Raw genomic sequence first — 24,682 nt, 5'->3', positions numbered from 1 at the left:
TTTGAGGACGGGCGTTCGTGCCAGCGGGCGTCCCGTTCAGCTCGCGGCCTAACGCGCGATATGGCTGCCGGTGGCTAATTGCTTGGTCTTAGCGGTTGTCTATTGCGTATAGCAGTTAATAATAACGTATGCAGCTTCAAGTTGTGATTATCTTCGTACAACCCATAGCCAGGGGGCTTGAATATTTTCCGAAGGATACTTCAAATTTTCGAGATTGCTATGATGCGATCGTTCATGGTCGGCCGGCATGATCGGGTTACACGTAAACAGGTCTAATCATGCGCAACCTGAAAACCCTTCTCGTTCTGGCCCTGGTCGCCGGCTTTGCCGCTCTGACCCCCGCTGCGGCGCTCGTCGGTCGGGGCGCTCTACCGATTGCGTCTAGCACTGGCGTAGGGGTCCAAAATCCTGACGGGTTCTTCGTTCGCTTTGGTATCGCGCCCTGAACTGAAGCTCGTCGGTAGAGAAGCTAATCCTGTTAGACGCGAACGGCACACACGGGCTGGAAGCGGAACATCTGCTTCCGGGGTGCGCCGACATCGCTCCCGACATCTGGGTTGGGTCGGTAGCCGAATGGCGGCTTGGGGTGGTTTTCTGACCGTCTGCTATCGAGCGACAGCTACATCGAAGCAGACGTCACCACTACGACCAGAGACCTTCAACGATGCTTCCTCGTCTGGTTCACGAAGGTGGCAAGAGCGTCGATGACACCAGGGGCGAGCGGGAGGTTCGCATCCTGATAAGTCGTAGCGTTCGCAGCTCTGTCATCCGACGTCACCGCTTTGAGGACATGATTGGTATCTGGCAGCAGGACGATCTCGGTATCTGGCCGAGCCTGATGTAACCGCTCCGCGTCTGTGCGACTGACCTGAATGTCGCGAAGGCCCTGAAGGATGAGCACCGGACCGTCATAGGCGGCGATGAGCTTGGTGGGATCGAGCGCGAACAGACTGATCAGGAAACCCTGCACCTCGGGTTGGAACAGCGGGCGCAACGCGGGATGGATGCCGTCGGCTGTGACCTTCTCCCCGCGCTCCAGCTGGGCGATGATAGAACCAGCCTGCTCGCGGATCGGCGCGTTGGCAGGGTTGGCGGCGAGCTGTTCGCGAAGGACGTCGCCGGCTTTGCGGCCGGGCGCGGACACGAGGAGAAGCCCGCAGATGTTCTTGGGCCGCTGGGCCGCGAGCATGGTCACCAAGCCACCTTCGCTGTGACCGAGCACCCAAACACAGGCGGCCCCCGTCTTCTCGCGGATGGTAGCAGCCCACAGACGGACGTCGGCGGCATAATCCTCCATGGTCACGGCATTGGCGTCCGGGACAGCTTGGGCACTCCCGAACATGCCGCGCTTGTCGATCCGCACGCTTCTGATCCCACGCGCTGCGAGCCCCTCTGCGATCAGCCGATAGGAGGAGGCTCGGACGCCGAGGGGATTGTTGCCGTCGCGGTCAGTTGGGCCCGAACCGGGGACGATTAGAACGACGGGTGCGGTCGGATCAGAGGGGCCGAGCAATGTTCCAGAGAGTGGCCCACCGGGACCAGCCGCTTCGATCACCCCAGGGCTGCTCATCGGCGCGGCTTCCAATTTCAAACCAGCGAGGAACGGTATTCCGATCAGGAGATAGAACCTCGTCCACATCCGCATTGCGATACCGTGGGGTCCGAGGTGTACATGCTAGAGGATGTATGCCGACCATCTCCTAAGCATTCGTTCGGGGAACCGTGGAATGACCGCTTTCGGGTAGCGCCAGCAATTGGCGGCGTGGCAGACATGGGTCGGGGACGGAACGTCCGCTTCCGGGCGAAGGGTCTGGGTCTGCTCCCCACCCCTTAGCAGACCATCAGGTTGCTATGCGAGGATGCGCACAAGCGCCCGATCTGCCGGGTGCGTCAACGTTCGGCCAGGTCAACGTGACACCTCTTTGCTTAGCCAAGCTCCCCCTCGAAATACACACCAGTGCGATCCGCCAATACCTTTTTGCGATCTTCATGCTTGCGGGAGGCGCGTGCGGCATGATCGTGGTCGCTGCCGCTATATCCCTGCTGATCTGGCATCCTTTGGAGAAGGTCACTTGGCTTCTAGCCGTAAGCGGTCTCCCCTGCGGCCTTTTTCTTACAGCATTCGGTTCCATCACCGCCTGGAATTGCCTAAAAGATGCCATGCGGCCAGCCCCCGTGCTGATCGTTCGTGAGAATGGAGTCGAAGATCGTTTTGCCGAGGCTGTGGTCCCATGGTCGGAAGTCGCGCAAGCGCGCATCGTCTACGTTCGCGGTTCCTTAAACCACGTTCGCCTCAACCTTCGGACGCCACTCAGCGCCCGACAGAACCGGTTCCGCTTTGGACAATGGCACAGCCGACCGATGGTGTTCTGTGTCCCTTTGGTCCTACTGGACCTCAAGCCTCACGAACTCGCTCAAGTCGTCGCCACTCTAGTCAAAACTCATGGCGCAGAGGTCTCAGCACAGGGAGGCCCAATGCTGCCTATCTCAAATGTGCATCTCGTAGAAGCGGGACGCCCGCTTCGGGGTGAAAGGACATAGTCTGCTATCCACCCTTCCCGAACGTTCCGTGCGGTACCAGACGTTAGATCTTTAATTGGTATTCAACCCGCCTCGCGAACCTGCTCCGCGGCCCGATCGATAGCGTCCACGACCTCGCGCGGGGCGAGATGCTGGATCATGTGGCCCATGCCCGGAACGACGACGAGTTCGCTGTTCGGCAGTTCACTGTGCAGTCGCTTGGACTGCCGATCGACGTCGGCGACTTGATCGTCGCCGCCAACGATGATCACCACAGGGAGGGTCAGGTCGCGGTAGTGCTGCTTGATCTCGACGGTGACGGGCGTCATCAGCGCAGCGTCCTCCGCCGAGGCGCGCAGCTGCAACGGGCGCAGCATCATCGCCTTCGGGAACTCTCGGTCGAAGCGGTCCGTGACCGCAGCCGGCGCGAACATCGCCTTGATCAGGGCGGGCTGCATGAGCCGCCCAAGTACGGGCGATACCGTATGGCGCATCAGGTCGCCTATGCCGGGGATTGCAACCGGTGACGTGAGCAGCACGTCGGCACGCAGCGTCGGATAATAGTACCCGGAGGCCAACACGAGGCTGCGGACGAGTTGCGGTGCCTGGAGTGCCAAGGCGACCGCCACCAGCGCACCCCACGAGTGCCCGAGCACGACGGCCTGTGTGACGCCGAGCTGCTGGAGCGCTTTTTGGAACAGCGTGGCGTGGGCGCGTGGCGTCCAGAGGCCGCGTGGGCGATCGCTGTAGCCGTAGCCGGGTCGGTCGATGATGATGACCCGATACCGCTCGGCGAGGTCGTCGACGATGCCGCTGACCAAAAAGTCCTGGATCATCATGCCGTTGCCGTGGATCAGCACGAGAGCCGGTCCGCGTCCGCGCTCGACATAGTGCAGTCGCACGCCATCGACGGTGAGAAACGCACCGATCGGTGGGGTCTCGTGCTCGACGTCCCGCGTCTTGGCAGCCGTATAGAGCGCCGAGGCGGCGAGTGCGGCCGCGGACCCGACGAGCGTCGGTGCGAGCCAGCGGCCCGTGGTGGAATGGCGTGTCATGCGGGGATCCTGTTGGATTGCGGGACATGCTCAACGATCGGTTGGATCGCTCCGAAGTCATGCGGGGGGGACCCCGTCGGCACGGGGTCGTTGCGCGGCTCTACGGCAGTGCGCCGATCATGCCTTTTGCTTCGGTCATCGTGTCCTCGCACGCACGCTGATGGCCTTGGCGATCCTCTGCGACCGCCTGTTCGAGGAGGCGTCGGGCATCAGCCACGTGCGCCGAAGTGGAGATCATCGCGGCATCGCTGGGTTCGCCGGCCGGCGCGGCGGCGAGGGCCTTCGGCGAGTGGCTGCTGCGGAGGGCATGCCCGTCCTGATGTCCGGTGACATGGACGGCACCAGCACTGTCGAGGCGGCGTTCGATCGTGCCGATCTGCTCGGCGCAGGAACTGGCGTGAGCCGGAAGTTGGGTAAGGCCGAGTAGAACGGCCGAAGCCGCTAGGGAGAGTTCGAGGCGCATGGGGATATCCTGTGGGCTGCCGGGCAGCGGTCGGCATTGCAACAGGGGCCGCGCGCAACGCGAGCGTTGCCGGGCTCAGGCGTCCCCGTCTTGGGCGAAGAGCCCCTCGAATTGTTGCGATGCAATATGACAACGGCCGATCGGACCGAATGATCCCCTCTGGCCGAAGAAACCTTCGAGGCGGTGATCATGCCGTGGCCGAGGGCGCACGCCGCCGGAACCGGGGCGCGATGGATCACGCGCACAAGCGACCACTCCTCAGATTGACGGCATCGATACCTGCTATCGACAGGATCTGTTTGCTCCATGCTGCAGTGCAGCGCATTATCCTGTCATAGGCCGGGGCGGACCCCGGCGTTCAAGGGAAGATGATCATGACCATGCGCGCCTTTGTTCTCGCCGCGCTCGCCGTCGTTCCGGCTTTCGGTTCGGCCATGGCCGGCGAGCGGATCGACTTCACGCCGCCGCTCTATCGCGAGCAGGCGCGTCCGACCGCTTCCGTCCGGCCGGCGACCGAGATCACGACCACGCCGAGCCTGGTGCGGGCGTCGTCGGAGGCTCCGCGCCGCATCGTCGAAGCAACAGCCCGCTAAGATGTGATTGAACGGGATGTCTGAGCCGCATGTTTGAAGCGAAATCCTCTCTCGAAGATAGGCCATGCTTGCTCTGACGATCGCTTCTGTTCTCGCCCTGACCGCCGTCGCTGGCCTCGGCCTGGCGGAGGCCAAGGGCTGCATCAAGGGTGCTGTCGTCGGCGGCCTCGCCGGTCCCATGGTCGGGCATGGCATCGCCGGTGCGGCCGCTGGCTGTGCCGTCGGTCGTCACCAGGCCAACAAGGCGACGACCACGAACACGGTGCCGACTTCGACCGGTCCGGCGACCACGACAACGACCTCGCGCTCGTACTGACCGTTCGAAGGGTCTCATAGATAGGAAAAGGCCCCGGCGTATTGCCGGGGCTTTTTCTATTAGGTCGCCACCACAGACCTATGGTCAGGATATTTGGTTGTGTCGGATCGCTTCGCGGTCTGGGGCCGACGACCGGTCACAGAGGCTCTTCGGTCCTGAGCATCAGCGCGTTTCGAGCCGAACATCATCCTGTCGCATCCGGCCGCTCATCTGTGCGTAGCGGCCGATACATCGGGACGTCACAGATGGCACAGGGAAACGGCATGCGCAGCGCAGTCATCTCGGTGATCTCGGCCACGATAGCGATCGCACTGAGTGCACCGGGTCGCGCCGCCGAGGGGCCATCGGTGTGTCGGCTGGACCAATCGGGTGCACCCTATTCGCTCACGTTGACGACGAGCGCGGGCGAACTGGTGGTCGATGCGGAGCGCCGCGGTGATACGGTCCTGATCGCTGGGCGGTGGGCGTCGGGCCGCACGTATCATCTTGACCGTCGCAATGGGTTCGACGTCCGCTATCAGAGCGGCAGCCGATCAATCGAGACGGTCTTTCCCGAAGGCCTGATAGACATCTCGATCGCGGCGGCTAAGCCGGGTGAGTACCGCGCAACCAGCACACTTCTGTGGGATGGCAAGGTGACCGAGGTCCTGCGCCCGGTCACGAAGGCCACGTATCTCGGTGAGGAGCCTGTGCGCGTCGGCGCGTGTACGTTCCCGACCGTCCACATTGTCGAGGAGCCGATGGACGCCAAGCCGACCGATCCGGTCGTGACGACGCAGCGATGGTTCTCGCCCGGCCTGAACATGAACCTGCGCATGGTCTCGGATCGGCGTGAGACCGACGGCACGTCGAAGCGCGTGTCCACATCGGAGGCGGTGGCGATCGCCGAGCGGCCGGCGGGCAGCGACCAGGCGCAGTGATAGGTTACGCTTCGGTTCACATTCCGCTGGGCCATGTCGTGGCCGAGCCGCTCGCCAACGCGTTGACGACATCGGTCAGAACGTCCAGTCCGGCTGCGATATCGGCAGGGTCGACGATCCCAAATGGCCTCCAACCGCCCCCATCCCGACACCGGATCAGCACCGATCCGATCGGTGCCAGCACAGCCAGATTGATGTCGTCGGTCGTCGCGCCCTGGGCCATCCGCGCGATGGGGTGGTCAGACGCTTCTATGGCGCGTTCGAGCACACCCGGCCAAGGCGGTGCGGAAGCGATGAGCCAGGTGATCGCTACCACGACACGACAAACAGGCTTACGCGCAATCTCATCCAGGGTATGCTTAATCAACGCACAAAAGTAGTACTTTGACTATGGAAGCAGCCGTTCAAGCATCGATCGTGACGCTCCCTAGAGCGGTATTTATAATGACCTTCACTCCCTCACGGTAGGATCGTACGTCGTGTATCGGTTGTGGTGTTTCGCAATCTGCATCCAGCTCGGACTGGATGGAATCAGCAGCGCCTATGCCGGGCCAAACGGCGAGTATCTACCAGCTGGATCAGCGCAGATAGACTCTAGATTTGATTACCAAAGCGGGGAGGAGGGCGGGACATTTTATCTTTCGGTCAAAATGCCAGGGTCCTATGCAACGGCTCGTATTCGATGCAATCTACGGTTCGGTAAATACTCTGCGTTCAAAATGGATCGGCGCATATCAAACACAGGTATCACGCCATATGTCTTCGGAAAACTTCACGTGCCTATGAAGCACGTCTTGGGTAAAATGAAAATAAACCATTTTCTTTATTATGATGCCCATTGCAAAATGGGCCAAATCGTTGGGGCTACCCACCTGACAGCGAATATCGTGGGAGTACCACCGTCCGTGTTCGTGCAGAGCGTCGAACAAAATGAAAAAGGCAATATACAAAGTTTGACGCTTGGAACTGCGGGCCGCCCGTTGTTGAACCATCCCAACCCTCGCATTGGTGGGAGCGAAATTTCTGCTATAAATAAGGATCATTCATTTTACACATGTGCAATATATTCGGAGGGAGGCTTAGTCTCTATTGCTGAAGCACATAGGGAATACGAGGGCGACGTTCCAGGCAAGTTAAAGATCAAGTTTGATCGCGCGATTGTTCGGTTTGATGGAATGCAATGCCAACACGGCGGATTTGATATCAACTAGATGAGCGCCTCCACTCACGTTTCGCTCTCACATGTGCATAAGACGCGTGTATTGCAATAAAAATTATCAAAGGTGTTATCCGAGACAGCAGTGACGAGGTATGATTTTTCGCGACCTCAGGCTGATGTTCGGCGTCAACCTCGAACCGCTTGCCTGCCGCTGGAACTCGTCCCGGCCCGCCGGAAGAGCTGCGCGTTGACCGGTCGTTCTCTGGCCGCGTCACCGACCGGAAGACCCGGGACGAGGCGGTGGAGGTCCACGCGTCACGGCTTGGGGAGAAGATGCGCCGGGACGGGCTCGGCAACGTTCAGATCACCGTTTACTACCACACGAGAGAGCACGATTGCGGCGAGCCAATGTGCTCGGTCTCAACGGTCGTGAACGTGACGAAGGTCCTATATCGATCTCGATCTTAGACCGTTATGGCAAGCATTCTTCGAGGCGCATTGTGAGCAAGTGGATAAACGTGATCGATCCCACCGCTGCGCCACTCCCGGTGATTTTCGACACCCGCTGCATGCTGTGCAGCCGATGGGTCCGCTTTCTGTTGAGGCACGAGGCCGACCGACGGTTGCATTTCGTCGGGGCCTGGTCCCCGACCGGCTTGGAGATGGCCGCACGCTACGGGTTCGGTCGGCAGGACCTGCAGAAGACTTATCTCGTCATTATCGAGGGTGTCGCGCTGGACCGGTCCGACGCCGGCTTGGCTTTGCTCGGCCACATGAAGCCGCCGTGGCGCTGGTTAAGGCTGTTGCGAATCGTGCCCAGGCCGCTTCGAGATCATGTGTACGATGTCGTCGCCCGCAACCGGTATCGTTGGTTCGGGACCATCGGCACCTGTCTCGTGCCCGATCCCGCGTTGCGTGACCGCTTTACGCTCGAGTAATCCTGACCGGTTGCCAGGTCATTGGTAATCCGCCGGCGGGCCGAAGCGAGAATTTGGGGTCCGGACGGGGCGTATGGGGGACAGCGACGGGTTCCCAGCAGCCGAGGATCGTCGCCGCGACCACGCACGCTTCGACCAGGGCGAAATTCTGGCCAATACAAATCCGCGGCCCGGAGCCGAACGGCAGGTAAGCGTAGGGCGGCCAGGACGGCGCTTTCAGGAAGCGCTCGGGATCGAATCGATTGGGATCGGCGAACCAACGTGGATCACGGTGCAGGGTATACGGTACGATCTGTACGAGATCGCCTGGGGCGATGATGTTGTCGCCGAGCACGACCTCTTCCGTGGCCTGTCGCAGGAATAGCGAATAGGCTGGCGGCCAGAGCCGCAAGACCTCGGCAATGATTGCGCGCAGGATCGGGAGCTGCGGGAGATCGTCGACCCCAGCCGGCCGTCCGGCCAAAGCGGTCGAGACCTCATCGACTGCCCGTTTTCGCCAAGCCGGATGCTCGACAAGAGCGAGGAACAGCCAGCTGAGAAGCGCGCCGGATGTCTCGTGCCCGGCGATCAACAGGCTCATCGCATCGTCGCGAATGGATTTCAGTTGGCCGTTATGCTGTTGGACCAGCATCGCGAGCAGGTCGCCTTGATCCTCGCTCTGTCCATTGATCCGACCCTGCGCCAGACCGGTGACTACGTCGTCCATCAGTCCCATCGCCCAGCGCTTTCGCGCCTTCGCCGGCAGCGGGAGCCAGTCGGGAAGCACAATCGGCGCGGTCGTCTCACGGAAAGCGGTTTCGGACAGGATCTGTATCGCCCGTTCGACCGCATCGCCGTTCGACAAGGGCTCTGCGCCGAACAACGTGCCTGTGGCAATATCGAGGGTCAGGCGCGCCATGACCGCATCGGTGTCGAGCGTGAGCGAGCCGGCGGTGATTGCCGCATCGAACCGTGCGCACAGTCGGGCCGCATGATCGGCCCCCGTACGGGCGTACTCTTTGACGCGCCGGGTCTGAAACGCGGGCTGGACTTTACGGCGTCGATCGCGCCATCGGGCCCCCTCTTCGACGATCAGGCTATCGCCATTCCACTGCGCGATCACGCGCGTGAGTTTGCGAAAACGGATGAAGGCTGGGGCTCGACCGACCAGCACCGTTTCGATGTCGCGGGGATGAAACAGCAGCCACGACCGGTAAGGACCGAGGCGCAGACGAACCGTGTCGCCATAGCTCTGGCGCATATCGGCATAGAAGCGCAGTTGATCGCGTCGAATTCGCCAGAGATGGCGGATTCCGAGCAAGGGCGAGCGCGGATGGCGGACGTTAGACACCGGCCGTTTCCCGCCGCGCCACGCTCGAACGCTGCAGCGTCTGCAGCGGCAATGTCACGAGCAGGATCGCGGCTCCGGCAAGCGCCCAGCCGAAGTGGACATGACTCAGCGCCTTGGCGCGGGCGGCAAGGCCTGTAAAGGCCTGGGTTTCGTTCGGCTCCCGATAGGCAAGTCCCGCATGTGGCACGGCCAGCACCGTGAGAGAGATCGCCCGTTGGCCGGTGATCCAGGCGATGAAACGCGCCTGTTGCGGGCAAGCTGGATCGTGGATCAGGGTCGCCGAGTCTGCGAACCACGGCCGCCAGCGCGGACGCCATTCCGGGACATGCGTGCGATACTCGGGCCAGCCTTCGGGGAAGCGCCGCAACAGGTCGTTCCGGTGGTGCCATCTCACCATGCCGACGACGAACACCCACGCCATGACCGCAGCTGAGGCCACCCATGGATTGCCGAGGACGGCACCCATGACGATCCAGGTCGCGGCAGTACAGGCCTGCATAGGATTGATGAGGTACCCGAAGATCCCGGATCCGACGAGACGTTTGGTCGGGTCCAATGGGATAGCGGTGCCCTCGCCATGAACCGCGAACATTTGCACGGCGGACAGTCCCGTGACGATCAGCGGTAAGGCAACCAAGGTGCCGAGGATCAGCCGCCATGGCGGGATCGCCTCAAGTGCCCACTGACCGCCGGTACCATGCAGAATGAAGGAGGGGATGACGAAGAAGGCGAGGCAGCCGTAACCGAACGCCAGCAGAGTGGCCCTCCTCGGGAGGTGCACGTCCTGCGCTGTCCATCGGGCGAGCGAGAGAGCGGGCAAATGAGCGATGGCAAAAACGAGAACGACCCCTCCCATCCAGCCGGGTCCAGCCAACACCAAGGGCTTCAAAGACGAAAAGACGGTGCCGTGCAGACCGATGATAATCGGCAACACGAGCCACAGCGGTGCGACTGTTGGGAAAGCGAGATACAGAACAGGACCGAAGAGCAGCGCACCCCCGAACCAGATGTCGACGGGCAGGCCCTGCAGCATCAACACGTCGCCGCCGTAGCGCCACCACCCAAATTGGATGGCCAACATGTGTGTGGCGAAAACGACGCCAAGGCCATAGAGGAACGCAAACAGCGCGCCGATCAGCATGCGGTGGTCATGACGCGTACGCCAGCCGAGCAGCATCGCGAGCGCGAGCGGCCCTAGGAACAAAGCCCATCGCAGTGCCCACAACAAGGGCACCGGCAGGTCGAGCGCGATCATGCGACGACCAGATGCGTCAGGGGATCGCGGATCCGCGAAGGCAGGCGGGTTTCGAAGATTTCGACGACCAGGAACACGACGGGAAACCCGAGAGCTAGGTATAGTGCGATCGTCGGCAGCAGAATGATGAGCCACATTTGAATAATTGCGCCGGCTCGCATCAGCAGGCCTTCCCGCGTTCGCGTCGGTGGCATTGCGATAAGAACGATCAGCAGGACGGCCGGCAGAATGGCACCGAACGGGAATGTCAGCAGCGGTGAGGGATCGCCAACTTTCAGGGCGATGATCACCGTGGCGATCCGATATCCCAGTGCTGCTGCCGTCAGGACCAGTGCGACCCGCCGCGCGGTCGCCCGGAAACGAAATGTGGCAAGGTCCATCATCGGCCTTTAACATCTTCCCCGCCCTGAAGGACGGGGAAGATGTTAACGATGGGGATCGGCATGGCGACCACGGCCATGCCATACAGACCGGCCCAACCGAAGTTGATCATGACGAAGGCCACGAGCCACCAGGAGAATTCGCGCATCACGCAGCGTCCTTTGTGCGAGAGGCTCTCCACGCGACATACATCAGGTGGAGTGCTCCCCCGACGCAGAGGCACAGGGAGATCCAGGGGGTGAGCTGCTTCTTGGAAGAGACGGGATGCCCGCAAATCTGCTCAACGGCGACGGTGAGTGGCTCCCCTATATGGACGACGCCGTTCGGCGCGAGTTCCGTCCAGTCGTGGCAATAAGCCCCATTAGGAAGGCGATAATCGATCGTGCCCCACGTGTGGTTCTTGCGGGGGCTGACGGTCACGATGGTGCCCTCGACCTTCGACCCCGTCGATAGAAGGCGTTGGTCGCTGAACTGATCGCTGGCGATCACCGCAAACATGAGGATCCCGAAGGCGTAGGCGACCACGCAGATGACGACGCTCACCTTTTGAACGACCGTGCGGCCTGGGATGGCGATCATGGGCGGTCAACGATCACATTGTGCAAAATGGGAATTGAGTGAAGCAAAGCGGGTACGACAGATGTCTGAGAAATGGCCTGTCGCACCCCGCGTCAACGCTGGAAATCGGCCGGCTCGATGTCGCCGTAGACGACCGACGGCGTATCAAACAACCCGTCGTCCTCACGCAGGCTCAAGGCGCTGAGCTGAGGCTCCTCCGCTGACGTGATGCTCGTCGACCATAGCGGATCCAACGCTATCGCAGGTTGGACCTGCCATCGCCGTGCTGGATATCGGCTCCGCCAGGCCGCACCCGCACGCTCGCAGCGCGTCCGGCATGGCCCCCCGCACCGGGTCGCTTCTGCAGTGCATGCTCGGCTTCGGCAATTGAGTTTCGGCGTCGCGCAGGACCGGGCACAGGGTGGGATTGGCCGCCAAGATCGCTACCTCAAGCAGAACGGGAGACGGGCCATCGCTCCGCAGGGCCGCGATCAGCGTCTCGGTACCAACAACGTCGCCCCTGCGCGCGAGACCGCACAACGCCTCTGCGCGGGTGTCGCAATCGGGGTCGGGGAGGCGGTTCCGTAGCGCGACGCGGACGGCAGGCGTGTCGCGCTCAATTTGCTGGCCGAGCGCGAAGGTGGCCCAACCCCGCACCTGCGCCTCCACGTCGGCGGACAACGCGATCAGGGCGACGACTGCTTCGTCGACCTCGTACTCCATCAGACCATGCACGACCGCATAGCGCACGTCTGGATCTGGATATCCGTGCAGTCCAACAACCGCTGGGATCGACCGTGGGTCGTACAGGTGGCCCAGCGCAACGCAGGCGGAGGCCAGCACACGGGCGTCGGCCGGTCCGGCGACCTCGGCGAGCAGCACAGCGAGCAACGCCTGGTACCGCACCTCGTGGAATTCAGTGCACACCCGTCCGTCGCCTACACGCAACTGGCCCAGCACGGCCGCGGCCACCTGGCGCTCGCGCGGGTCAGGGCTGGCGCAACACGCCGCGCAGAGGTCGAGCACCGCTCGGCTGCCGGTGCGTTAAAGCTTCACGATGACGTCCCTGGCTGTGAGCCCCCTCGGCTTGCCCGACGCTGATATGTCCACGTCGTCGAGATGCGCTACGACGAGCGCCAACAGCGTGTGAGGATCCTCGGTTCGGGTCAGCATTCCCATGCCGTTCCTCTCGTCAGGGACAGGGCCGATCCGCAGGAGGTCGCCACAACCAACTTTCCATCCTGGACATCGATCAGCTTGCCGTCGAAGTCGGCTTGCCCCGTCATTCATGAACCGCAGGGTACCCTTTCGATCACTCAGCGACCGCGACCAGCCGTACGGCCGACCAGCACGATGATCAACGATAGAGACCATTTCAGCGCTCCAGCCTTCCAGTTGACCGGCGTGCACATGTGCACGGGTACCGCTTGACGCGATGATGCCTGCTAGGCCGGCAGCGGACGGACGCAGCTGCCCGTCAGTCAGCCCTCCACCGCTCTCGGCACGGGGGACAAGTCGCTGTTGGATCAAATGCAACCGTCCGCCTCAACGCATCGGCAGGTCCTGGTTCTTCATAGCTTGCCGATGAAACAACCCGCCCCATGACCGAGCGACGTGCTGACCCGCGCCACGCCATCATACTTCCCGCGCTCTGCTGGAATGGCAACGGGGCCGAATTCCATGCCATCACCGTGGACATTTCCCCCGAGGGCATCCGTATGCGTTCGGCAACCATTCCCCAGGTGGCGGCGCAACTCGGCTGCTCGATCCGCGGCGTGGGCGTGATGGAAATTCGGGTCGTCCGAGCGGGTCCCGACGAATTTGCTGTCCGCGTCGTCGGCCGTGGCGTTGCACCTAGCCAAGTGGTGCGCAACCTGTTGAAAATGGCTCGACTGCAAGCCCCGCCGGTCGAGGACGTGCGCGTCTACCGTCGGGTCGTGCCCAAATGTAGGGTCGTGCAGGTCGCGATGGCGGATGGCACCAGCGTTCCAGCACAAATCCTCAACCTGTCGGCCACAGGCGTCGCGCTGCAGGTGGATGCTCCGCTGGATGTGGGGCAAACGATCGTGGTCGGACGGCACCGGGCGAAGATCGCGCGTCGCATCACCGGTGGCGTGGGGGCCGCCTTCCAAGTGCCGCTCGATGAAGCGACAGTGGGTGAACACACGGTGCTCTGACACGAAGGCAGGGCATCCGTGGTCTGGTGACAACTCAGCTCCCTAGCGGAAGCGGCTTCTCGGCCGAGCTATGCGGCGACCCGCTGGCTCGGCGACCGAAGGCCGTGTCCCGGCCCATGTCCGAAGGCCCGCTCAAGCACGATCCTCGCCGCCGCAACGTCGCGATCCAGAATACACCCGCAGTCGCAGGCGTGTGATCGGGGTTCGAGCATCTTGGCGTTGACCGACCAGCATTCGGACCGCGTTTGCGATGTATCGCGCGGATCGACCAATTTCACTTCGGCACCGGCACTTGCAGCCTCGTACATCGTGAGTTGGGACGAGCAGAGACCACGCGGCGTCGTGGACGGAACGGGCGAGCATGCCTTTCTTAAGGCCGGCCATGATGAGTCCCTCGGACGCGATACCTCGGTAGCGCAACACCGAGGACCGCGAGAGTTTGTGCAAATGAAGCATTGCCAAAACGCAATTTGCCGTTGAAACAGTCTCGAAAATGGGAGGTCGCGGGCGGAATGATCCCGGATTTCGAGGCTGCCACGGGCTATTTGCCCGAAGGGGAGCACGTCGCGGACTGGAATGAAGTGTGCGATCGGTTCGCCTGGAATGCCCACAGGGTGCATCTCCTGTCCGGCCTTCGACGTCTCACGATCGCCCTGAGAGACGCGGGATGCGGGCTTTTCCTGCTCGACGGCAGCTTCGTCACCCGGAAGGAATTTCCTGGGGATTTCGATGCCTGCTGCGACTACTCGGGAATGACGGCCATCACACTGATGCGCTTGCGTTTGATGGGCAGCAAGGAGATCATGAAGGCGGAGTATTTCGGCGAGGTCTATGCCTATGCGGAGCCCGTGCCCGGCGACGAGCGGTACTCGTTTCGGATGTTCTTCCAACGCGATGTCGACGATGTCCCGAAGGGTCTGGTCCGCTTGAACCTCGCGAGCGTTTCGTGATTGCCACGCCGTCTCAATATGCGATCGCCCAAGATCGGATCCGGCGCTTCGACGAAGCTTTGTCCAGCCTCGGGGCAGCAGGTGCCTCGTGGCTGCGCGATCTTCAGGCGCGGGATATCCGCCACCAGATCGATGTCCTGGAGAACGATCTCGCGCGCTACGACGATCTCGCCTCCGGGATGGTCGACGCAATCGTCGTGGAGCGCTTGGCGGATCTGCCGCGCGCTCTGGTTCAAGGCCGCATCGCGGCAGGCTTGAGCCAAGCCGAGCTCGCGCGCGACGCCGGCCAATCGCTGTTGCGGATCCAGCAGTGGGAACGCGACGGGTACTCGCGGGTCCCTGTCCCGGTGATGCGGGCGATCGCCGCGCGTCTTCCCTTGACCCTTCGTGGCGGGGCACTCGCGGATGCCACGAGCGCCCCGCGCAGTCGCGCGTTGCGTACGCTCGTCACGCGGGCCGGTCTGCCCAGAGAGGTCTACGACACCGTGATCGTGCCGTCGGGCTTCGAGGGGGCGGTCCAGGACGAAGAAATCGACCGGCGCTTGAAGTGTTTGACCGGGCTCGGCGCGGCCGAGTTCGCGGCGCAAGGCAGTTTCGCGCCGGTGCCCCTGCGGTTCAAATTGCCAGCGAACGCCAATCTCGATCGAACGCGGGCTTATGCCACCTACGTCGATGGGCTGTGCGCGATCGTGGCGTCGACCCAGACGGCACCGGCGGCAGAGCTCCCGCAAACGTGGCGTCCGATGCGGGAGCTCTTATTTTCCGACGGCGTGATCGACCTGAAGACCGCCGTCCGCGCGTGCTGGGGGCTTGGCATCGGCGTGGTGGGTCTGCGAGACAAAGTGGCGTTTCACGGAACGGCGCGACGCGTCGACGGGCGCGCGACGATCGTGCTCAAACCCGCGTCGCGTCATGCGTCGCGTTGGGTGTTCGACCTCGTACACGAGGTGTTTCACCTCGTGTACGAAGAGGGGGACTTCACGCTGCTGGAAGGGGACGAGACCTCGCGGGAGCGACGCCAATCGCAAGACGAGCGTCGGGCGAACATGTTCGCAGCAATGGTCCTTACCAACGGCACGCTCCATGAGGCGTTCGCGACGGTGACGCAGCGGGCTGGCGGCAACATCGCGCGGCTGTCCAGCGTCGTGCCCGACGTAGCCCGCATCTATCGGATACCGGTGGGCATCTTGGCCAATCTGGTCGCCGAGAACCTCACGGCCGTCAGCGGCAACAACTGGTGGGGCGCGGCCGAGAACCTGCAGCCCGCGGGGGAAGATCCGTGGAAGATCGTGCGCGATGTCTTTCTCGAACAGGCCGATCTTCGTTCGCTCGGTGGAACGGAACGGGCCATCCTCCGGCAAATTTCGGAGACGCGGGATGAGTGATCCATTTGCGGAACTCGACGTACCGGTTGCACCGATCAAGGTGACCTGCACGACGACGGATTGCGCCAACGATCTCCACTGCTATCTGCAGAAGCGCAAGGTCGAAGGTGCCCACGTGTTCGGCCCATGCCGCAGCTGCGGCGAACCAGGGCCGTTCAGCATCGAGCGCATCACCTGTCGCGACATCGACGATGTCGGCTACACGTTTCCGGCAATGCGCCATGAGATGATCCGGGAGACCTACTGGTCGAAGCCGTTCGATGAAAAGGCGCTGGCGCGATTTCGAAAGAAGGGACGGGACGGCCTTCTTCAGTGGATTCCCAACCGCGTGCGATCATCGATCGGTCGGGCAGCGAACGGGTTCGACGGTCGTCAGACCGGGCTTGAGGGCAACGTCGTGTACTATGCCCAGCATGCCACGGCGACGTGCTGCCGCAAGTGCGTGTCGTACTGGCATGGCATCCCCGCCGATCGCGATCTCACTCCGGAAGAAGCTCAGTACTGCGAAGCGCTGATCGTCGCCTATCTTGATGCGCGATGGTCGTCGATCGATCCCGAGCCCTGATGCCGTCGCAGGGTCTCGACACCGCTCTCCGTGACGCCAGCCTTCGCCCGCGGGTCGTCGATGTGGAACGTCGCAGCGTGCTCGTCACCCGGATCGGAGGCACCGCGCAGGTCTCGGACTTGTCCGTGCCGACAAATTGCGACGGCCTCGGACGCGTTCGCCACTTTCGCCAAGCGGTGGTTCCGGGTTGGCCGGACAATCCGTTGCCGATCGTTCCGGCCGCTCGCTGGCTGGGCGTTCCATCCCCGTCCAAGATGATTGCCCAGGTGTATCAACTCGCCGCCTGCGCCTGGCGGTGCTGGTACTGCTACGTGCCGTACGCCTCGCTTCGGGCTGCTCCGGCGACCTCCGTGTGGCGGACGGCGGACGCCCTCGTCGACGCCTACCTCGACCTCGTCGATCGCCCGCCCATCGTCGATCTCAGTGGCGGATCTCCGGATCTCGCACCCGAGTGGATCCTGTGGACGCTCGAGGCGATCGAACGCCGCGGTGCGTCGGCGACGTCGTTCGTCTGGTCCGACGACAACCTGTCGTCGGACCGCCTTCTGACGGACGAGGGTCGCACCCTCCTCGACCAGATCGCACGGTATTCGAACTACGGGCGGGCCTGCTGTCTCAAGGGTCTCGACGCACAGGCTTTCGCGTTCAACACGCGGGCCCGATCCGAGGGTTTCGAACGGCAGCTCGCCATCCTCGCGGGATACGCACGTTCGACGATGGACCTCCACGTCTACCTGCCTCTCGTCGGTCCACCGGGACCGTGCGCGAAGACGCAGGTCGACACGATCCTGGATCGTCTGTCGGCGATCCGTGCCGATCTCCCGGCGCGGACCGTGCCGTTGTTCATCGGGCGTTTCTCCACGATGGCGGGACGCGTCGACGACGTCCACGAGCGAGCCCTCGACCGACAGTGGGAGCTTCTCGCGCATTGGGAACGGGCGGCACCGGCGCACGTGTCGATGCGGTGAGCACCGGTTCCGAACTCTCCGAGATCGTCGCGCGCGAGGTACCGCACGTTCGCGACTTCGCGACCTTGACGGAGCTGTGCGACGGCGCTTGGCCGGGCGACGTGCTACAGGCGCTCAGGACCCTCGAAGGGAACGCGGCGACAGCGCTTCGCGATGGTATCAGCCGACCCGCGGGACGGGTTCGATCCGATCGTCGGTTGCCGCTTGCGCATCCGCTCGATGCGGATTGGCGGTTCACTCGGGCGACGGCCGAGCACATTCTCGACACGCTCCTCGCCGCCAGCCCTGCCGATGGCGACATCCTTTTGATCGCGATGCCGACGGTCGCGCTCGCCGCATACGATCGCGGGCTGATCCATCGCATCGTCGTCGCCTCGCGGTACGGCGACCCGATCGACACCGCATTACGTGTGGTGCTGACCGAGTGCCGGTTCATCGGGCTTCGAGATCTGCCGCACGGTGGGTTCCCAACGGTTGCGCTTGATCCACCCTGGTATGACGACGTGGCCCTTCCGCTCGTCGATATCGCGGTCCACTCCGTCGCTTGCGACGGTCATGTCTTTCTCTGCACGCCGGATCGTCTGACATTGCCATCGAGCGCGCGCAGGTTGTCGGCCTTGATCGCAGTGCCGGACGCATTTGGGTTCATCTCTGTCGCGCCCATCGGGCAAGTTCGGTACGCCACCCCGTTTTTCGAACTCCGCTGCTTGGCGTCGATGGGCATCGCCAACGTCAGCCCACGCTGGCGAACAGGCCGACTCTATGCGTGTCGGCCGGGATCGTGGGCGCGTGCCAGACCCCGGCCGACGGCTGGCGTTGGGCGGGATTGGCGCGAGGTCAGGCATGGTCCGATCCGGATCTGGGTGCGCCGACCGCCCACGGGGGAGGGGGCGGCCGCGATCGCGGTCGCTTCATCGATCAGCCGCACCGATCGTACGCGGGATGTCGCGGCCTTGTGGACTTCGGGGAACACCTTCGCGGCTCATGTCGGCACGATCGAACCCAGTGCGTTTCGGATGGAAATCGGCGATCCGGCCTGGCCAGCGTGGCGCTCCCGCGTTGACGAGGCGTTGGCGGAGGAGTTCACGGCCTTGGGACGGATGGTGGATTTCGACTAGGGCTCGGCCGCGTGATCGACCGAAGGCACCGTTCCGTATAAACTTCCGTGGCTCGGCATGAATCGCGGGACACGGCTATGGCGGATTTCGTAATCGCAATCTCTGGCGGCATCGGCGCAGGAAAATCCACGCTGGCCGAGAAGCTCGCCGACAAGCTCGATGGGGTCCGCGCCAGCTTTGGCCGGGAAGTGCGAGAGTATGCCCGGATCAACGGGGAAAGCCCGGACGATCGGTCGGTGCTGCAGCAGCTCGGACAGGCATTGGTGCTGACCGACTGCGAGGGTTTCGTACGACGCGTTCTGGATCAGCAGCCCAACGTCGGTCGTCGGCATTTGATCGTCGAAGGCGTACGCCATATCGAAGTGCTCAGGGAGCTCAAGGATCAGGTCCGGCCGAAGCGGCTGCATCTCGTGCACATCATGACGCCTGGCTCCACTCGCGAGCAGCGTGTCATGGAACGTGATCGGGTCGAGCGCCGCCTCGTTGCGCGATACGACAACGACATTACCGAGGCACAGGTCTCGCGCATTCTGCCGCAATATGCAGCCTTGACGGTCAACGGCGACCTGCCGATCACACTGCAGGTCAACCAGGTGATGCAAAAGATCGCCGAGTGGTCGACGGCTGACCGCCTTGAGCCGGCTTAAGCGCGTCTGGATCACGATGCGGTGAAGGCGTTTGGGGTTTTCGAAGGCGGTGGCGTCCGAGGCTACGCCCATCTTGGTGCGCTCAAGGCTTGCGAGGATCGGGGTGTCACGTTCGTGGGCGTGTCCGGAACCTCGATCGGTGCGATCGTCGCCGCACTCGTCGCCGCGGGATACACGAGCACCGATCTCTACGAGGTCAACGATTACGGCGAGGAAACTGGCCTGTTCGCGATCGACGTCGTCGAACAATTTCTAGATCCCGTCGAGCACAAACGACTGGAACGCCTCCGCAAATGGCGGGAGCGTGGCGCGAATTGGCGTGAACGCGTTGCCATACGAATGCGACGGCGCGTCGCCTCGAGTGCCTGGTCGCAAGGCGTCGCTCGCAAAATCTCCACGCTCAAGCGTCGCGCATCGGGAAGTCTCGCTTTCGCCTCGGTCGCGGTCCCACCGTTGTACACGCTGGGACTACCGTTGGCCGCGTGCCACTGGAAGCTGTTGCGGAGCGTCTATCGACGGTCCGGCGTCCTCGATGGGGACGCGTTCGCAGCTTGGCTGAACGCGCGGCTTGCCGAACGGCTGGGGTTGCCCGACGGAACGATCGTGACGTTCGCCGACCTTCCCATGCCTTTGGCGTGTATCGCGACCAACCTGTCCCGCGGAGAGATGACCGTCTTCAAGACGGCGTCCCACCCCGATACGAGCGTCGCCGAAGCTGCGATGGCGTCCGCTGCCTATCCGCTGGTCTTCAAACCCCGTCTGATTGAAGGCGACGCTTACGTCGACGGCGGACCACTTTCGAATTTCCCTGCCTGGACGCTCGACGTCGAGCGGGCGGACGAAGCCACGATCCTCCCGACGTTCGGGTTTCGCGTCGTCGATGCGACTGTAGGCGATGCAAAGGCATGGCCGGGCGATGGCGAACCTGGCTTGCCTGGCGTTCTCCGACGCATCATCGCCGCGGCGATGTGGGGGCGGGGTGATTTGGAAAGTCGACGGATCGACGATCTTCATCCCATGCGCGTCGAAACGGCGGTCAAAGCAACGGATTTCCACGACATTCTCGACAGGCGGGTGGAATTGTATCGCGCCGGTCACGCGCGCGTTCAGGCCTACTTCAAGCGCGAGCTCGGACCACGCGACCCTGATGAGATGCAAGGGCGTTTGCGGACGCTTTGCGATCTCGTTCGAAACGTTGTCAGCGCCTCCGGCATCGTGCGCGCCTACCTCGTTCAGCCGGTCGACGATCGTTTCGCGCGAGTGGTCTATTCGGCTTTTTACGAAGGAGATGCAGACGACGCTCTACTCTTCCGCCGTGGAAGCGCCTCGCAAGCGTTGTGCTTCGACCGGCGCGAACCAATCTTGATGCGGGCGACCGAACTCGACGACGCCGCGCGTCGATCGCCGGCGACCAAACTCATCCATGCGCTTCGTCCGCCGCACGTCACGCACGTGTACGCGATCCCACTCTTTGGGGATCCCGATGCCTGGGCCAACGTCGATCCGTCGACGCGACCCGAGCCGATCGCAAGCCTGTGTTTCGACTTCGAGGACGCGGACGATCGTCTTCTTCTCGACCCCGAGATCGAGGATACGCTTGCTGCCATCGCCGATGGGCTCGTCGATCTCTGGAGGGATCGATCCAGGCCCGGTCTTGGCTGGCTGTCGCCAGGCGAGGAACAGGCCCCCTCTGGGGATTGGACCGCGTTGCCGCAGACGGGGTGCTACGTCTCGGCTCGAAAATCGCGAGCCCGTCCTTTTGACGACCGTATGGCGCAGATTGGTGCTGCGAGCATGTGACAAATCGATCGCCGGAGCGAGGTGATTGATGCGGTTCGTCAGATAGGAGGGGCAGACCTGAGCACCGATACTCGCTCACGTCCGATAAAAAATGTTCGCGGCCAGAATTAGCGTACGCGTCCGGTGATGGCCGCGGTCGACGGCATTGCGCACTTGGCTGAAGCCTGACCTTAATGCTGGCGTTAGGGTCAGCGGGTCGTGGCGATGCGGGTCGAGGTGCTTGAGGGGGCCGAACGACGGCGGCACTGGTCGTTCGAGGACAAGGTGCGGATCGTCGAAGCCTAGTAGGATTCCTCATTGTCAAATTCTTCGGTGCAACCACCTCGTAAATCTCGAATAAAAATTCTCTATACATAAATCGAAAAGGCGCGCCATCACCGTGAACCTAATCTCCGAAATCACCGATGACGTCCAAATTGTTGAACTATTGTTGGCAGACAGTTCAAAATCGAGCGTACGCACGGCCATCGGCGTTCTATTTCTAATCGCGGGTCCGCTGATTGCCCTCATCCCGATGTACTTTGTGCAACAGTGGGACTCAGTACTCTATTGCTCGATTGCCGGACCTATTACAGGGTTCTGTGGATCGGTACTTTGGCTCTTCTGGCCATGGATCCGCAGCGACATGCAGAATAATGCCATTTTTGTCTTTCATTCGCACAAAAATGACAGGCGTGACGACAATCATTCGAATGGAGGGGTCCGGCACGTCGTCGGGCAGGCTCTCGATCGAGCGGAAAAGCAGAGCTACAAGTTTGTTGGGGCGACCCTTGCCCTGAGTTGGTTATTCAGTTTGATAGCGGTTCTTGTTCCAATCGTTTTTCCTCCGCCGGCGACGCCTGATCTCGCCTCAATCGAGCAGCAATTGATCGGCCTCTCGCAAGTGGTGAAGAGTCACACCCGCCAACTCAACGAACTGGGAGAGGCGTCGAAGAAACGTTAGGAAGGTCGGGGAGCGCGAACAAGGCGTTGTCATTCGGACGAGCGGCCCCACACGGCTCGATACATTACTCCTTAGGTCAGCGGCATCCAACGTCTGACCGGCGCGATACCCGCCGATGGCATAGGTGAGCGAAGTGCCCGTGTCGCCCAACTGGAGCGTGGGCGTGCCTCGCCCCACGGTTCGATGCTCGCCCGCGTCATGCTCAAGGTCCTAGAATTACTTCTATGACCTCACCCCCGACCGGCCGGCACACAAGCCGGCCCTCACCGGACGCGTACCCTCCGCCTGACACCGCACGACCTCGTCCCCGACATAAGTGGCATGAAAGGGCCAGCCTCGCAGGCGCTCGATCGCGACTGCGAAGGCGGCGCACCGATGAGCCTCCAACAGCCGGACCTGATCGGGCACGAACCGCCCGCGGCCGAAGGTGGTAATTGTCGTCGGGTTGGTCTCGGCGGCACCAGTCGTCGCCTCACACGGGCCCTGTCCCTTGCGCTCGGCTCGATCGCAGACGCGCGACCTCGCCGGGCCCGATCTCGAGGTAGAAGCGGATTGCGTCCTCGACCAACGCGTCAGGCGTGACACCGGCCGCCTTTGCAGCCCGCGTGATCTGAAGGCCGAGCGCAAGGTCGATGCGCAAGGCCGCATCCTGGCTCGGGACGACCGGGGTGGCAGCTGCCTCGGGTGCCGGGGCGGCGCTGTTCCGCGTTTCGAGCTTGCCGAGCTTGCCGAGCTTCGCCTCGCGACGGCCCTTGTGAACGAGCGCGTCGGCGCGCTCGTTGAGGCGGTCACCGGCATGCCCCCGAACCCAGGTCCACGTCACGTTTCGCGCAGCGTTCAGCTCGTCGAGGCGCTTCATCAGATCGATGTTCTTCACCTCGCCCGTCGTCGTGCGCCAGCCCTTCGCCTTCCAGCCACGCATCCATTCGGTCACCGATTTGACGACGTACTGGCTATCGCATCGCATCTCGATCGCCGCTCCGGCCGGGAAATGCTCGAGGCCCTTGATCGCAGCCGTCAGCTCCATGCGGTTGTTGGTCGTGGTGCCGGGCTCCCCTCCGCAGAGTTCGACCATGCCGTCCTGTGCCGCGACGACGACGCCCCAGCCGCCGGGTCCGGGGTTCGGGTCGCAACCTCCGTCGGCATAGACGATCGTTCGCATCATGGCGTCGGCCCTTCCGCATGGGGGTTCGATGGGAGGTCGTCACCGATGACCGAAATTGGCTGACAGATCGTATCCCTGGCTCAGGGGCGCGTGCTGATCTCGCCCGTACGCGTCCGGCAAGGGCCGCCTTTTGAGATGGTCGGGTCGGGAGGTCTCATGGAACTGCGCTGTAGCACCAGAGAGCTTGCGCGTTCGTCACCTCGCCGCTGTTCGGTAACGCTCTGTGGCAAAGAAAAATGGCGCGCGGATCTCTCCGCGCGCCATCTCCTTGAACTGTCTTCGGTGGTCACCGCCTTGATCATGACAAAGATTTTGGAGGTCGCGCGCCGGAAATGCCCGTCACCAGGTTCACCCGGTCGCCCGCAGCCCGACCCGCGGCCCGCGCTGCAGAGTTGTCGCGGTACCGAGAGGCTCTGCAGGGGGTAAGCGTCAACCCCAGCGCATGATACTGAGCCTCGACCACCGCATTCTTCACGAGGACCAGGGACGTTCCATTCGCCGTGGTGGCCTTGATTTCTCGCGCCGACGCCATGCCCTCGAAGCGCTCGGCGAGTCGGTATCCCATCGCGACCATGAATGGCTTGCGCAACTCTCGTCTCATGAACTTCTGCGGACGTGCGCTCGATCGACAATAGATATCGAAGCCAACGTCCATCGCCGATCGACACAGGCTTGTCATGTAGCTCGCAATGACGACGTCGAGCGGCAAACCGAAATACTGAACGCTACCACTCTCGAACCAGACGCGACAGCCACAGAAGCGGGCGATGGCACTCGCAGCCAAGTTGACGTCGTGGTAGCGTTCCGTAGCCGTATGCTGCCGACAGCGCTCCTGTTTGAGTTCAAGGTCTGAATACGTCAATCCATAGCGATCCATAAGTTCGCCAATCTTTTTTGCAGCAGCTAAGGCTTCGCTCTCAGTACATCCGTTGGCCACAGTTTTTGCCATCAGCGCGCGAATGCGTTTCATGGCAGCCTGCCTATTAGCATTATCCATTGCAGATCTCCGCCGCAGGCCCTTTAGACGCTGCGTCTAAAGCCAAAGATGTCAGTCAAGATTCACTTGGCGCGATCAGAAATGCGCGCTGTGAGGTCTCTGTGCTATCGAGGTTGGATCTGCATCTGGAATGGCAGTCTATCAAATAGTGGCTTATTGTGATCTGGGATGAATTTATAGCGGCGTAAAATCCGTTGAGTGTTGCTGCCTCTTGCGCAGAAGCGAGCCAATGCGTTGAATATATTTGGCGGGTTCATTGTGAGCTCCGTGATTGGGTTGGAGCTAATTTGTTCGAGTGCGTCTCGGTGTCAAATCTAGGAAGCGAAGTAAAAATCTGTTCGGTTGTTCAGCGGTTATTAGCTAGTCTCGTCCGTGGGGATTCTGATTGTCGGATCAGCAGCTTGAACGAAAGTAGGGCGCGCGGCTTATGCCGCGCGCCCTTCGAACTTTCAGACCTATCCTTCGAAATAGCTTACGCT

Annotated in this window: 29 protein-coding genes; 15 read left to right on the top strand and 14 right to left on the bottom strand. The window is 62.3% G+C overall.

All coding sequences use genetic code 11. From position 1 onward, the window contains the following. Positions 1–658: 658 nt before the first annotated feature. The 3 genes from MKK68_RS10120 to MKK68_RS10110 form a co-directional block, all read right to left on the bottom strand. Positions 659–1,570 (bottom strand): alpha/beta hydrolase, encoded by a 912-nt coding sequence (locus MKK68_RS10120; RefSeq protein WP_244030136.1) that lies wholly within the window; start codon positions 1,568–1,570, stop codon positions 659–661. 1,033 nt (positions 1,571–2,603) lie between these two features. Next, entirely contained in the window at positions 2,604–3,575 is a 972-nt protein-coding gene (locus MKK68_RS10115) for an alpha/beta fold hydrolase (RefSeq protein WP_244030106.1), read from the bottom strand. Between the two features lie 100 nt (positions 3,576–3,675). Next, a complete protein-coding gene (locus MKK68_RS10110; RefSeq protein ID WP_244030104.1) occupies positions 3,676–4,038 on the bottom strand; it encodes a hypothetical protein in 363 nt (120 codons plus the stop codon). Positions 4,039–4,412: 374 nt separating this feature from the next. Here MKK68_RS10110 and MKK68_RS10105 point away from each other — a divergent pair, with 374 nt between their 5' ends. From MKK68_RS10105 to MKK68_RS10095, 3 genes are all read left to right on the top strand, one after another. Further along, positions 4,413–4,631 (top strand): hypothetical protein, encoded by a 219-nt coding sequence (locus tag MKK68_RS10105; protein ID WP_244030102.1) that lies wholly within the window; start codon positions 4,413–4,415, stop codon positions 4,629–4,631. Between the two features lie 64 nt (positions 4,632–4,695). Then, positions 4,696–4,947, top strand: coding sequence for a hypothetical protein (locus MKK68_RS10100; RefSeq protein ID WP_244030100.1), 252 nt, complete (start codon positions 4,696–4,698; stop codon positions 4,945–4,947). A gap of 245 nt (positions 4,948–5,192) precedes the next feature. Continuing rightward, positions 5,193–5,867: a hypothetical protein gene (locus MKK68_RS10095; protein ID WP_244030098.1), complete on the top strand. Its 675-nt coding sequence runs from the start codon at positions 5,193–5,195 to the stop codon at positions 5,865–5,867. Between the two features lie 16 nt (positions 5,868–5,883). Here MKK68_RS10095 and MKK68_RS10090 read toward each other — a convergent pair whose 3' ends face one another. Further along, positions 5,884–6,183, bottom strand: a complete 300-nt coding sequence (locus MKK68_RS10090; RefSeq protein ID WP_244030096.1) for a hypothetical protein — start codon at positions 6,181–6,183, stop codon at positions 5,884–5,886. Between the two features lie 163 nt (positions 6,184–6,346). Between MKK68_RS10090 and MKK68_RS10085 the strand changes: the two genes are divergently transcribed. The 3 genes from MKK68_RS10085 (at position 6,347) to MKK68_RS10075 (ending at position 7,964) form a co-directional block, all read left to right on the top strand. Then, positions 6,347–7,078: a hypothetical protein gene (locus MKK68_RS10085; RefSeq protein ID WP_244030094.1), complete on the top strand. Its 732-nt coding sequence runs from the start codon at positions 6,347–6,349 to the stop codon at positions 7,076–7,078. Positions 7,079–7,326: 248 nt separating this feature from the next. After that, positions 7,327–7,494 carry a hypothetical protein gene (locus tag MKK68_RS29910; RefSeq protein WP_409567212.1) on the top strand — a complete coding sequence of 56 codons (168 nt, stop codon included), beginning with the start codon at positions 7,327–7,329 and terminating at the stop codon, positions 7,492–7,494. 50 nt (positions 7,495–7,544) lie between these two features. Then, positions 7,545–7,964, top strand: coding sequence for a thiol-disulfide oxidoreductase DCC family protein (locus MKK68_RS10075; RefSeq protein WP_244030092.1), 420 nt, complete (start codon positions 7,545–7,547; stop codon positions 7,962–7,964). Here the strand turns inward: MKK68_RS10075 and MKK68_RS10070 are convergent. The 7 genes from MKK68_RS10070 to MKK68_RS29450 all read right to left on the bottom strand — a co-directional run bounded on the left by MKK68_RS10070 (position 7,951) and on the right by MKK68_RS29450 (position 12,667). Then, a complete protein-coding gene (locus tag MKK68_RS10070) occupies positions 7,951–9,294 on the bottom strand; it encodes a cytochrome P450 (protein ID WP_244030091.1) in 1,344 nt (447 codons plus the stop codon). The genes MKK68_RS10075 and MKK68_RS10070 overlap by 14 nt on opposite strands. Further along, positions 9,287–10,549 carry a methyltransferase gene (locus MKK68_RS10065; RefSeq protein ID WP_244030089.1) on the bottom strand — a complete coding sequence of 421 codons (1,263 nt, stop codon included), beginning with the start codon at positions 10,547–10,549 and terminating at the stop codon, positions 9,287–9,289. The genes MKK68_RS10070 and MKK68_RS10065 overlap by 8 nt, the downstream gene beginning before the upstream one ends. Continuing rightward, positions 10,546–10,932, bottom strand: a complete 387-nt coding sequence (locus MKK68_RS10060; RefSeq protein ID WP_244030087.1) for a hypothetical protein — start codon at positions 10,930–10,932, stop codon at positions 10,546–10,548. Before MKK68_RS10060 ends, MKK68_RS10065 begins: the two co-directional genes overlap by 4 nt. Further along, entirely contained in the window at positions 10,929–11,078 is a 150-nt protein-coding gene (locus MKK68_RS10055; protein ID WP_244030085.1) for a hypothetical protein, read from the bottom strand. Before MKK68_RS10055 ends, MKK68_RS10060 begins: the two co-directional genes overlap by 4 nt. Then, entirely contained in the window at positions 11,078–11,509 is a 432-nt protein-coding gene (locus tag MKK68_RS10050; protein WP_244030083.1) for a hypothetical protein, read from the bottom strand. The genes MKK68_RS10055 and MKK68_RS10050 overlap by 1 nt, the downstream gene beginning before the upstream one ends. Positions 11,510–11,671: 162 nt before the next feature. After that, positions 11,672–12,514, bottom strand: coding sequence for a HEAT repeat domain-containing protein (locus tag MKK68_RS10045; RefSeq protein ID WP_244030081.1), 843 nt, complete (start codon positions 12,512–12,514; stop codon positions 11,672–11,674). Positions 12,515–12,532: 18 nt separating this feature from the next. Continuing rightward, entirely contained in the window at positions 12,533–12,667 is a 135-nt protein-coding gene (locus MKK68_RS29450; RefSeq protein WP_279605280.1) for a hypothetical protein, read from the bottom strand. A 422-nt stretch (positions 12,668–13,089) separates the two neighbouring features. Here MKK68_RS29450 and MKK68_RS10040 point away from each other — a divergent pair, with 422 nt between their 5' ends. Further along, the gene (locus tag MKK68_RS10040; RefSeq protein ID WP_244030079.1) at positions 13,090–13,665 is read left to right on the top strand and encodes a PilZ domain-containing protein; all 576 of its coding nucleotides are present in this window, start codon (positions 13,090–13,092) and stop codon (positions 13,663–13,665) included. Between the two features lie 68 nt (positions 13,666–13,733). Here the strand turns inward: MKK68_RS10040 and MKK68_RS10035 are convergent, their stop codons facing one another. Continuing rightward, positions 13,734–13,973, bottom strand: coding sequence for a transposase (locus tag MKK68_RS10035; protein WP_244030077.1), 240 nt, complete (start codon positions 13,971–13,973; stop codon positions 13,734–13,736). 204 nt (positions 13,974–14,177) lie between these two features. On the opposite strand from MKK68_RS10035, the gene MKK68_RS10030 reads away from it, so the two are divergent. The 8 genes from MKK68_RS10030 to MKK68_RS09995 all read left to right on the top strand — a co-directional run bounded on the left by MKK68_RS10030 (position 14,178) and on the right by MKK68_RS09995 (position 22,041). After that, positions 14,178–14,615 carry a DUF6932 family protein gene (locus tag MKK68_RS10030; RefSeq protein ID WP_244030075.1) on the top strand — a complete coding sequence of 146 codons (438 nt, stop codon included), beginning with the start codon at positions 14,178–14,180 and terminating at the stop codon, positions 14,613–14,615. Beyond that, a complete protein-coding gene (locus tag MKK68_RS10025) occupies positions 14,612–16,000 on the top strand; it encodes an XRE family transcriptional regulator (RefSeq protein WP_244030073.1) in 1,389 nt (462 codons plus the stop codon). The genes MKK68_RS10030 and MKK68_RS10025 overlap by 4 nt, the downstream gene beginning before the upstream one ends. Beyond that, complete coding sequence (locus MKK68_RS10020) at positions 15,993–16,565, top strand: DUF4186 family protein (RefSeq protein WP_244030071.1); 573 nt, start codon at positions 15,993–15,995, stop codon at positions 16,563–16,565. Before MKK68_RS10025 ends, MKK68_RS10020 begins: the two co-directional genes overlap by 8 nt. Further along, positions 16,538–17,533 (top strand): radical SAM protein, encoded by a 996-nt coding sequence (locus MKK68_RS10015; RefSeq protein WP_244030069.1) that lies wholly within the window; start codon positions 16,538–16,540, stop codon positions 17,531–17,533. Before MKK68_RS10020 ends, MKK68_RS10015 begins: the two co-directional genes overlap by 28 nt. Further along, complete coding sequence (locus MKK68_RS10010) at positions 17,530–18,651, top strand: hypothetical protein (protein WP_244030067.1); 1,122 nt, start codon at positions 17,530–17,532, stop codon at positions 18,649–18,651. Before MKK68_RS10015 ends, MKK68_RS10010 begins: the two co-directional genes overlap by 4 nt. A gap of 77 nt (positions 18,652–18,728) precedes the next feature. Then, entirely contained in the window at positions 18,729–19,298 is a 570-nt protein-coding gene (locus tag MKK68_RS10005) for an AAA family ATPase (RefSeq protein ID WP_244030066.1), read from the top strand. A gap of 21 nt (positions 19,299–19,319) precedes the next feature. Then, positions 19,320–21,098: a patatin-like phospholipase family protein gene (locus MKK68_RS10000; protein ID WP_244030064.1), complete on the top strand. Its 1,779-nt coding sequence runs from the start codon at positions 19,320–19,322 to the stop codon at positions 21,096–21,098. Between the two features lie 379 nt (positions 21,099–21,477). Then, on the top strand, positions 21,478–22,041 hold the full coding sequence (locus tag MKK68_RS09995) for a hypothetical protein (protein ID WP_244030062.1): 564 nt from the start codon (positions 21,478–21,480) through the stop codon (positions 22,039–22,041). Between the two features lie 472 nt (positions 22,042–22,513). Here MKK68_RS09995 and rnhA read toward each other — a convergent pair whose 3' ends face one another. Both rnhA and MKK68_RS09985 read right to left on the bottom strand, forming a co-directional pair. Then, complete coding sequence (rnhA, locus tag MKK68_RS09990) at positions 22,514–23,203, bottom strand: ribonuclease HI (RefSeq protein ID WP_244030133.1); 690 nt, start codon at positions 23,201–23,203, stop codon at positions 22,514–22,516. A 301-nt stretch (positions 23,204–23,504) separates the two neighbouring features. Continuing rightward, positions 23,505–24,176 (bottom strand): DUF2786 domain-containing protein, encoded by a 672-nt coding sequence (locus MKK68_RS09985; RefSeq protein ID WP_244030060.1) that lies wholly within the window; start codon positions 24,174–24,176, stop codon positions 23,505–23,507. Positions 24,177–24,682: the final 506 nt, after the last annotated feature.

The sequence above is a fragment of the Methylobacterium sp. E-016 genome (assembly GCF_022829745.1).
Taxonomy (GTDB): domain Bacteria; phylum Pseudomonadota; class Alphaproteobacteria; order Rhizobiales; family Beijerinckiaceae; genus Methylobacterium.
This window is presented reverse-complemented; position numbering and strand designations above follow the sequence as displayed.

Bases quoted from the DNA above. Each gene is read 5' to 3' on its own strand.
- MKK68_RS10120 (WP_244030136.1), bottom strand. From the start codon at position 1,570: ATGAGCAGCCCTGGGGTGATCGAAGCGGCTGGTCCCGGTGGGCCACTC.
- MKK68_RS10115 (WP_244030106.1), bottom strand. From the start codon at position 3,575: ATGACACGCCATTCCACCACGGGCCGCTGGCTCGCACCGACGCTCGTC.
- MKK68_RS10110 (WP_244030104.1), bottom strand. From the start codon at position 4,038: ATGCGCCTCGAACTCTCCCTAGCGGCTTCGGCCGTTCTACTCGGCCTT.
- MKK68_RS10105 (WP_244030102.1), top strand. From the start codon at position 4,413: ATGACCATGCGCGCCTTTGTTCTCGCCGCGCTCGCCGTCGTTCCGGCT.
- MKK68_RS10100 (WP_244030100.1), top strand. From the start codon at position 4,696: ATGCTTGCTCTGACGATCGCTTCTGTTCTCGCCCTGACCGCCGTCGCT.
- MKK68_RS10095 (WP_244030098.1), top strand. From the start codon at position 5,193: ATGGCACAGGGAAACGGCATGCGCAGCGCAGTCATCTCGGTGATCTCG.
- MKK68_RS10065 (WP_244030089.1), bottom strand. From the start codon at position 10,549: ATGATCGCGCTCGACCTGCCGGTGCCCTTGTTGTGGGCACTGCGATGG.
- MKK68_RS10060 (WP_244030087.1), bottom strand. From the start codon at position 10,932: ATGATGGACCTTGCCACATTTCGTTTCCGGGCGACCGCGCGGCGGGTC.
- MKK68_RS10055 (WP_244030085.1), bottom strand. From the start codon at position 11,078: ATGCGCGAATTCTCCTGGTGGCTCGTGGCCTTCGTCATGATCAACTTC.
- MKK68_RS10050 (WP_244030083.1), bottom strand. From the start codon at position 11,509: ATGATCGCCATCCCAGGCCGCACGGTCGTTCAAAAGGTGAGCGTCGTC.
- MKK68_RS29450 (WP_279605280.1), bottom strand. From the start codon at position 12,667: ATGGGAATGCTGACCCGAACCGAGGATCCTCACACGCTGTTGGCGCTC.
- MKK68_RS10040 (WP_244030079.1), top strand. From the start codon at position 13,090: ATGACCGAGCGACGTGCTGACCCGCGCCACGCCATCATACTTCCCGCG.
- MKK68_RS10035 (WP_244030077.1), bottom strand. From the start codon at position 13,973: ATGTACGAGGCTGCAAGTGCCGGTGCCGAAGTGAAATTGGTCGATCCG.
- MKK68_RS10030 (WP_244030075.1), top strand. From the start codon at position 14,178: ATGATCCCGGATTTCGAGGCTGCCACGGGCTATTTGCCCGAAGGGGAG.
- MKK68_RS10020 (WP_244030071.1), top strand. From the start codon at position 15,993: ATGAGTGATCCATTTGCGGAACTCGACGTACCGGTTGCACCGATCAAG.
- MKK68_RS10015 (WP_244030069.1), top strand. From the start codon at position 16,538: ATGGTCGTCGATCGATCCCGAGCCCTGATGCCGTCGCAGGGTCTCGAC.
- MKK68_RS10005 (WP_244030066.1), top strand. From the start codon at position 18,729: ATGGCGGATTTCGTAATCGCAATCTCTGGCGGCATCGGCGCAGGAAAA.
- rnhA (WP_244030133.1), bottom strand. From the start codon at position 23,203: ATGCGAACGATCGTCTATGCCGACGGAGGTTGCGACCCGAACCCCGGA.
- MKK68_RS09985 (WP_244030060.1), bottom strand. From the start codon at position 24,176: ATGAAACGCATTCGCGCGCTGATGGCAAAAACTGTGGCCAACGGATGT.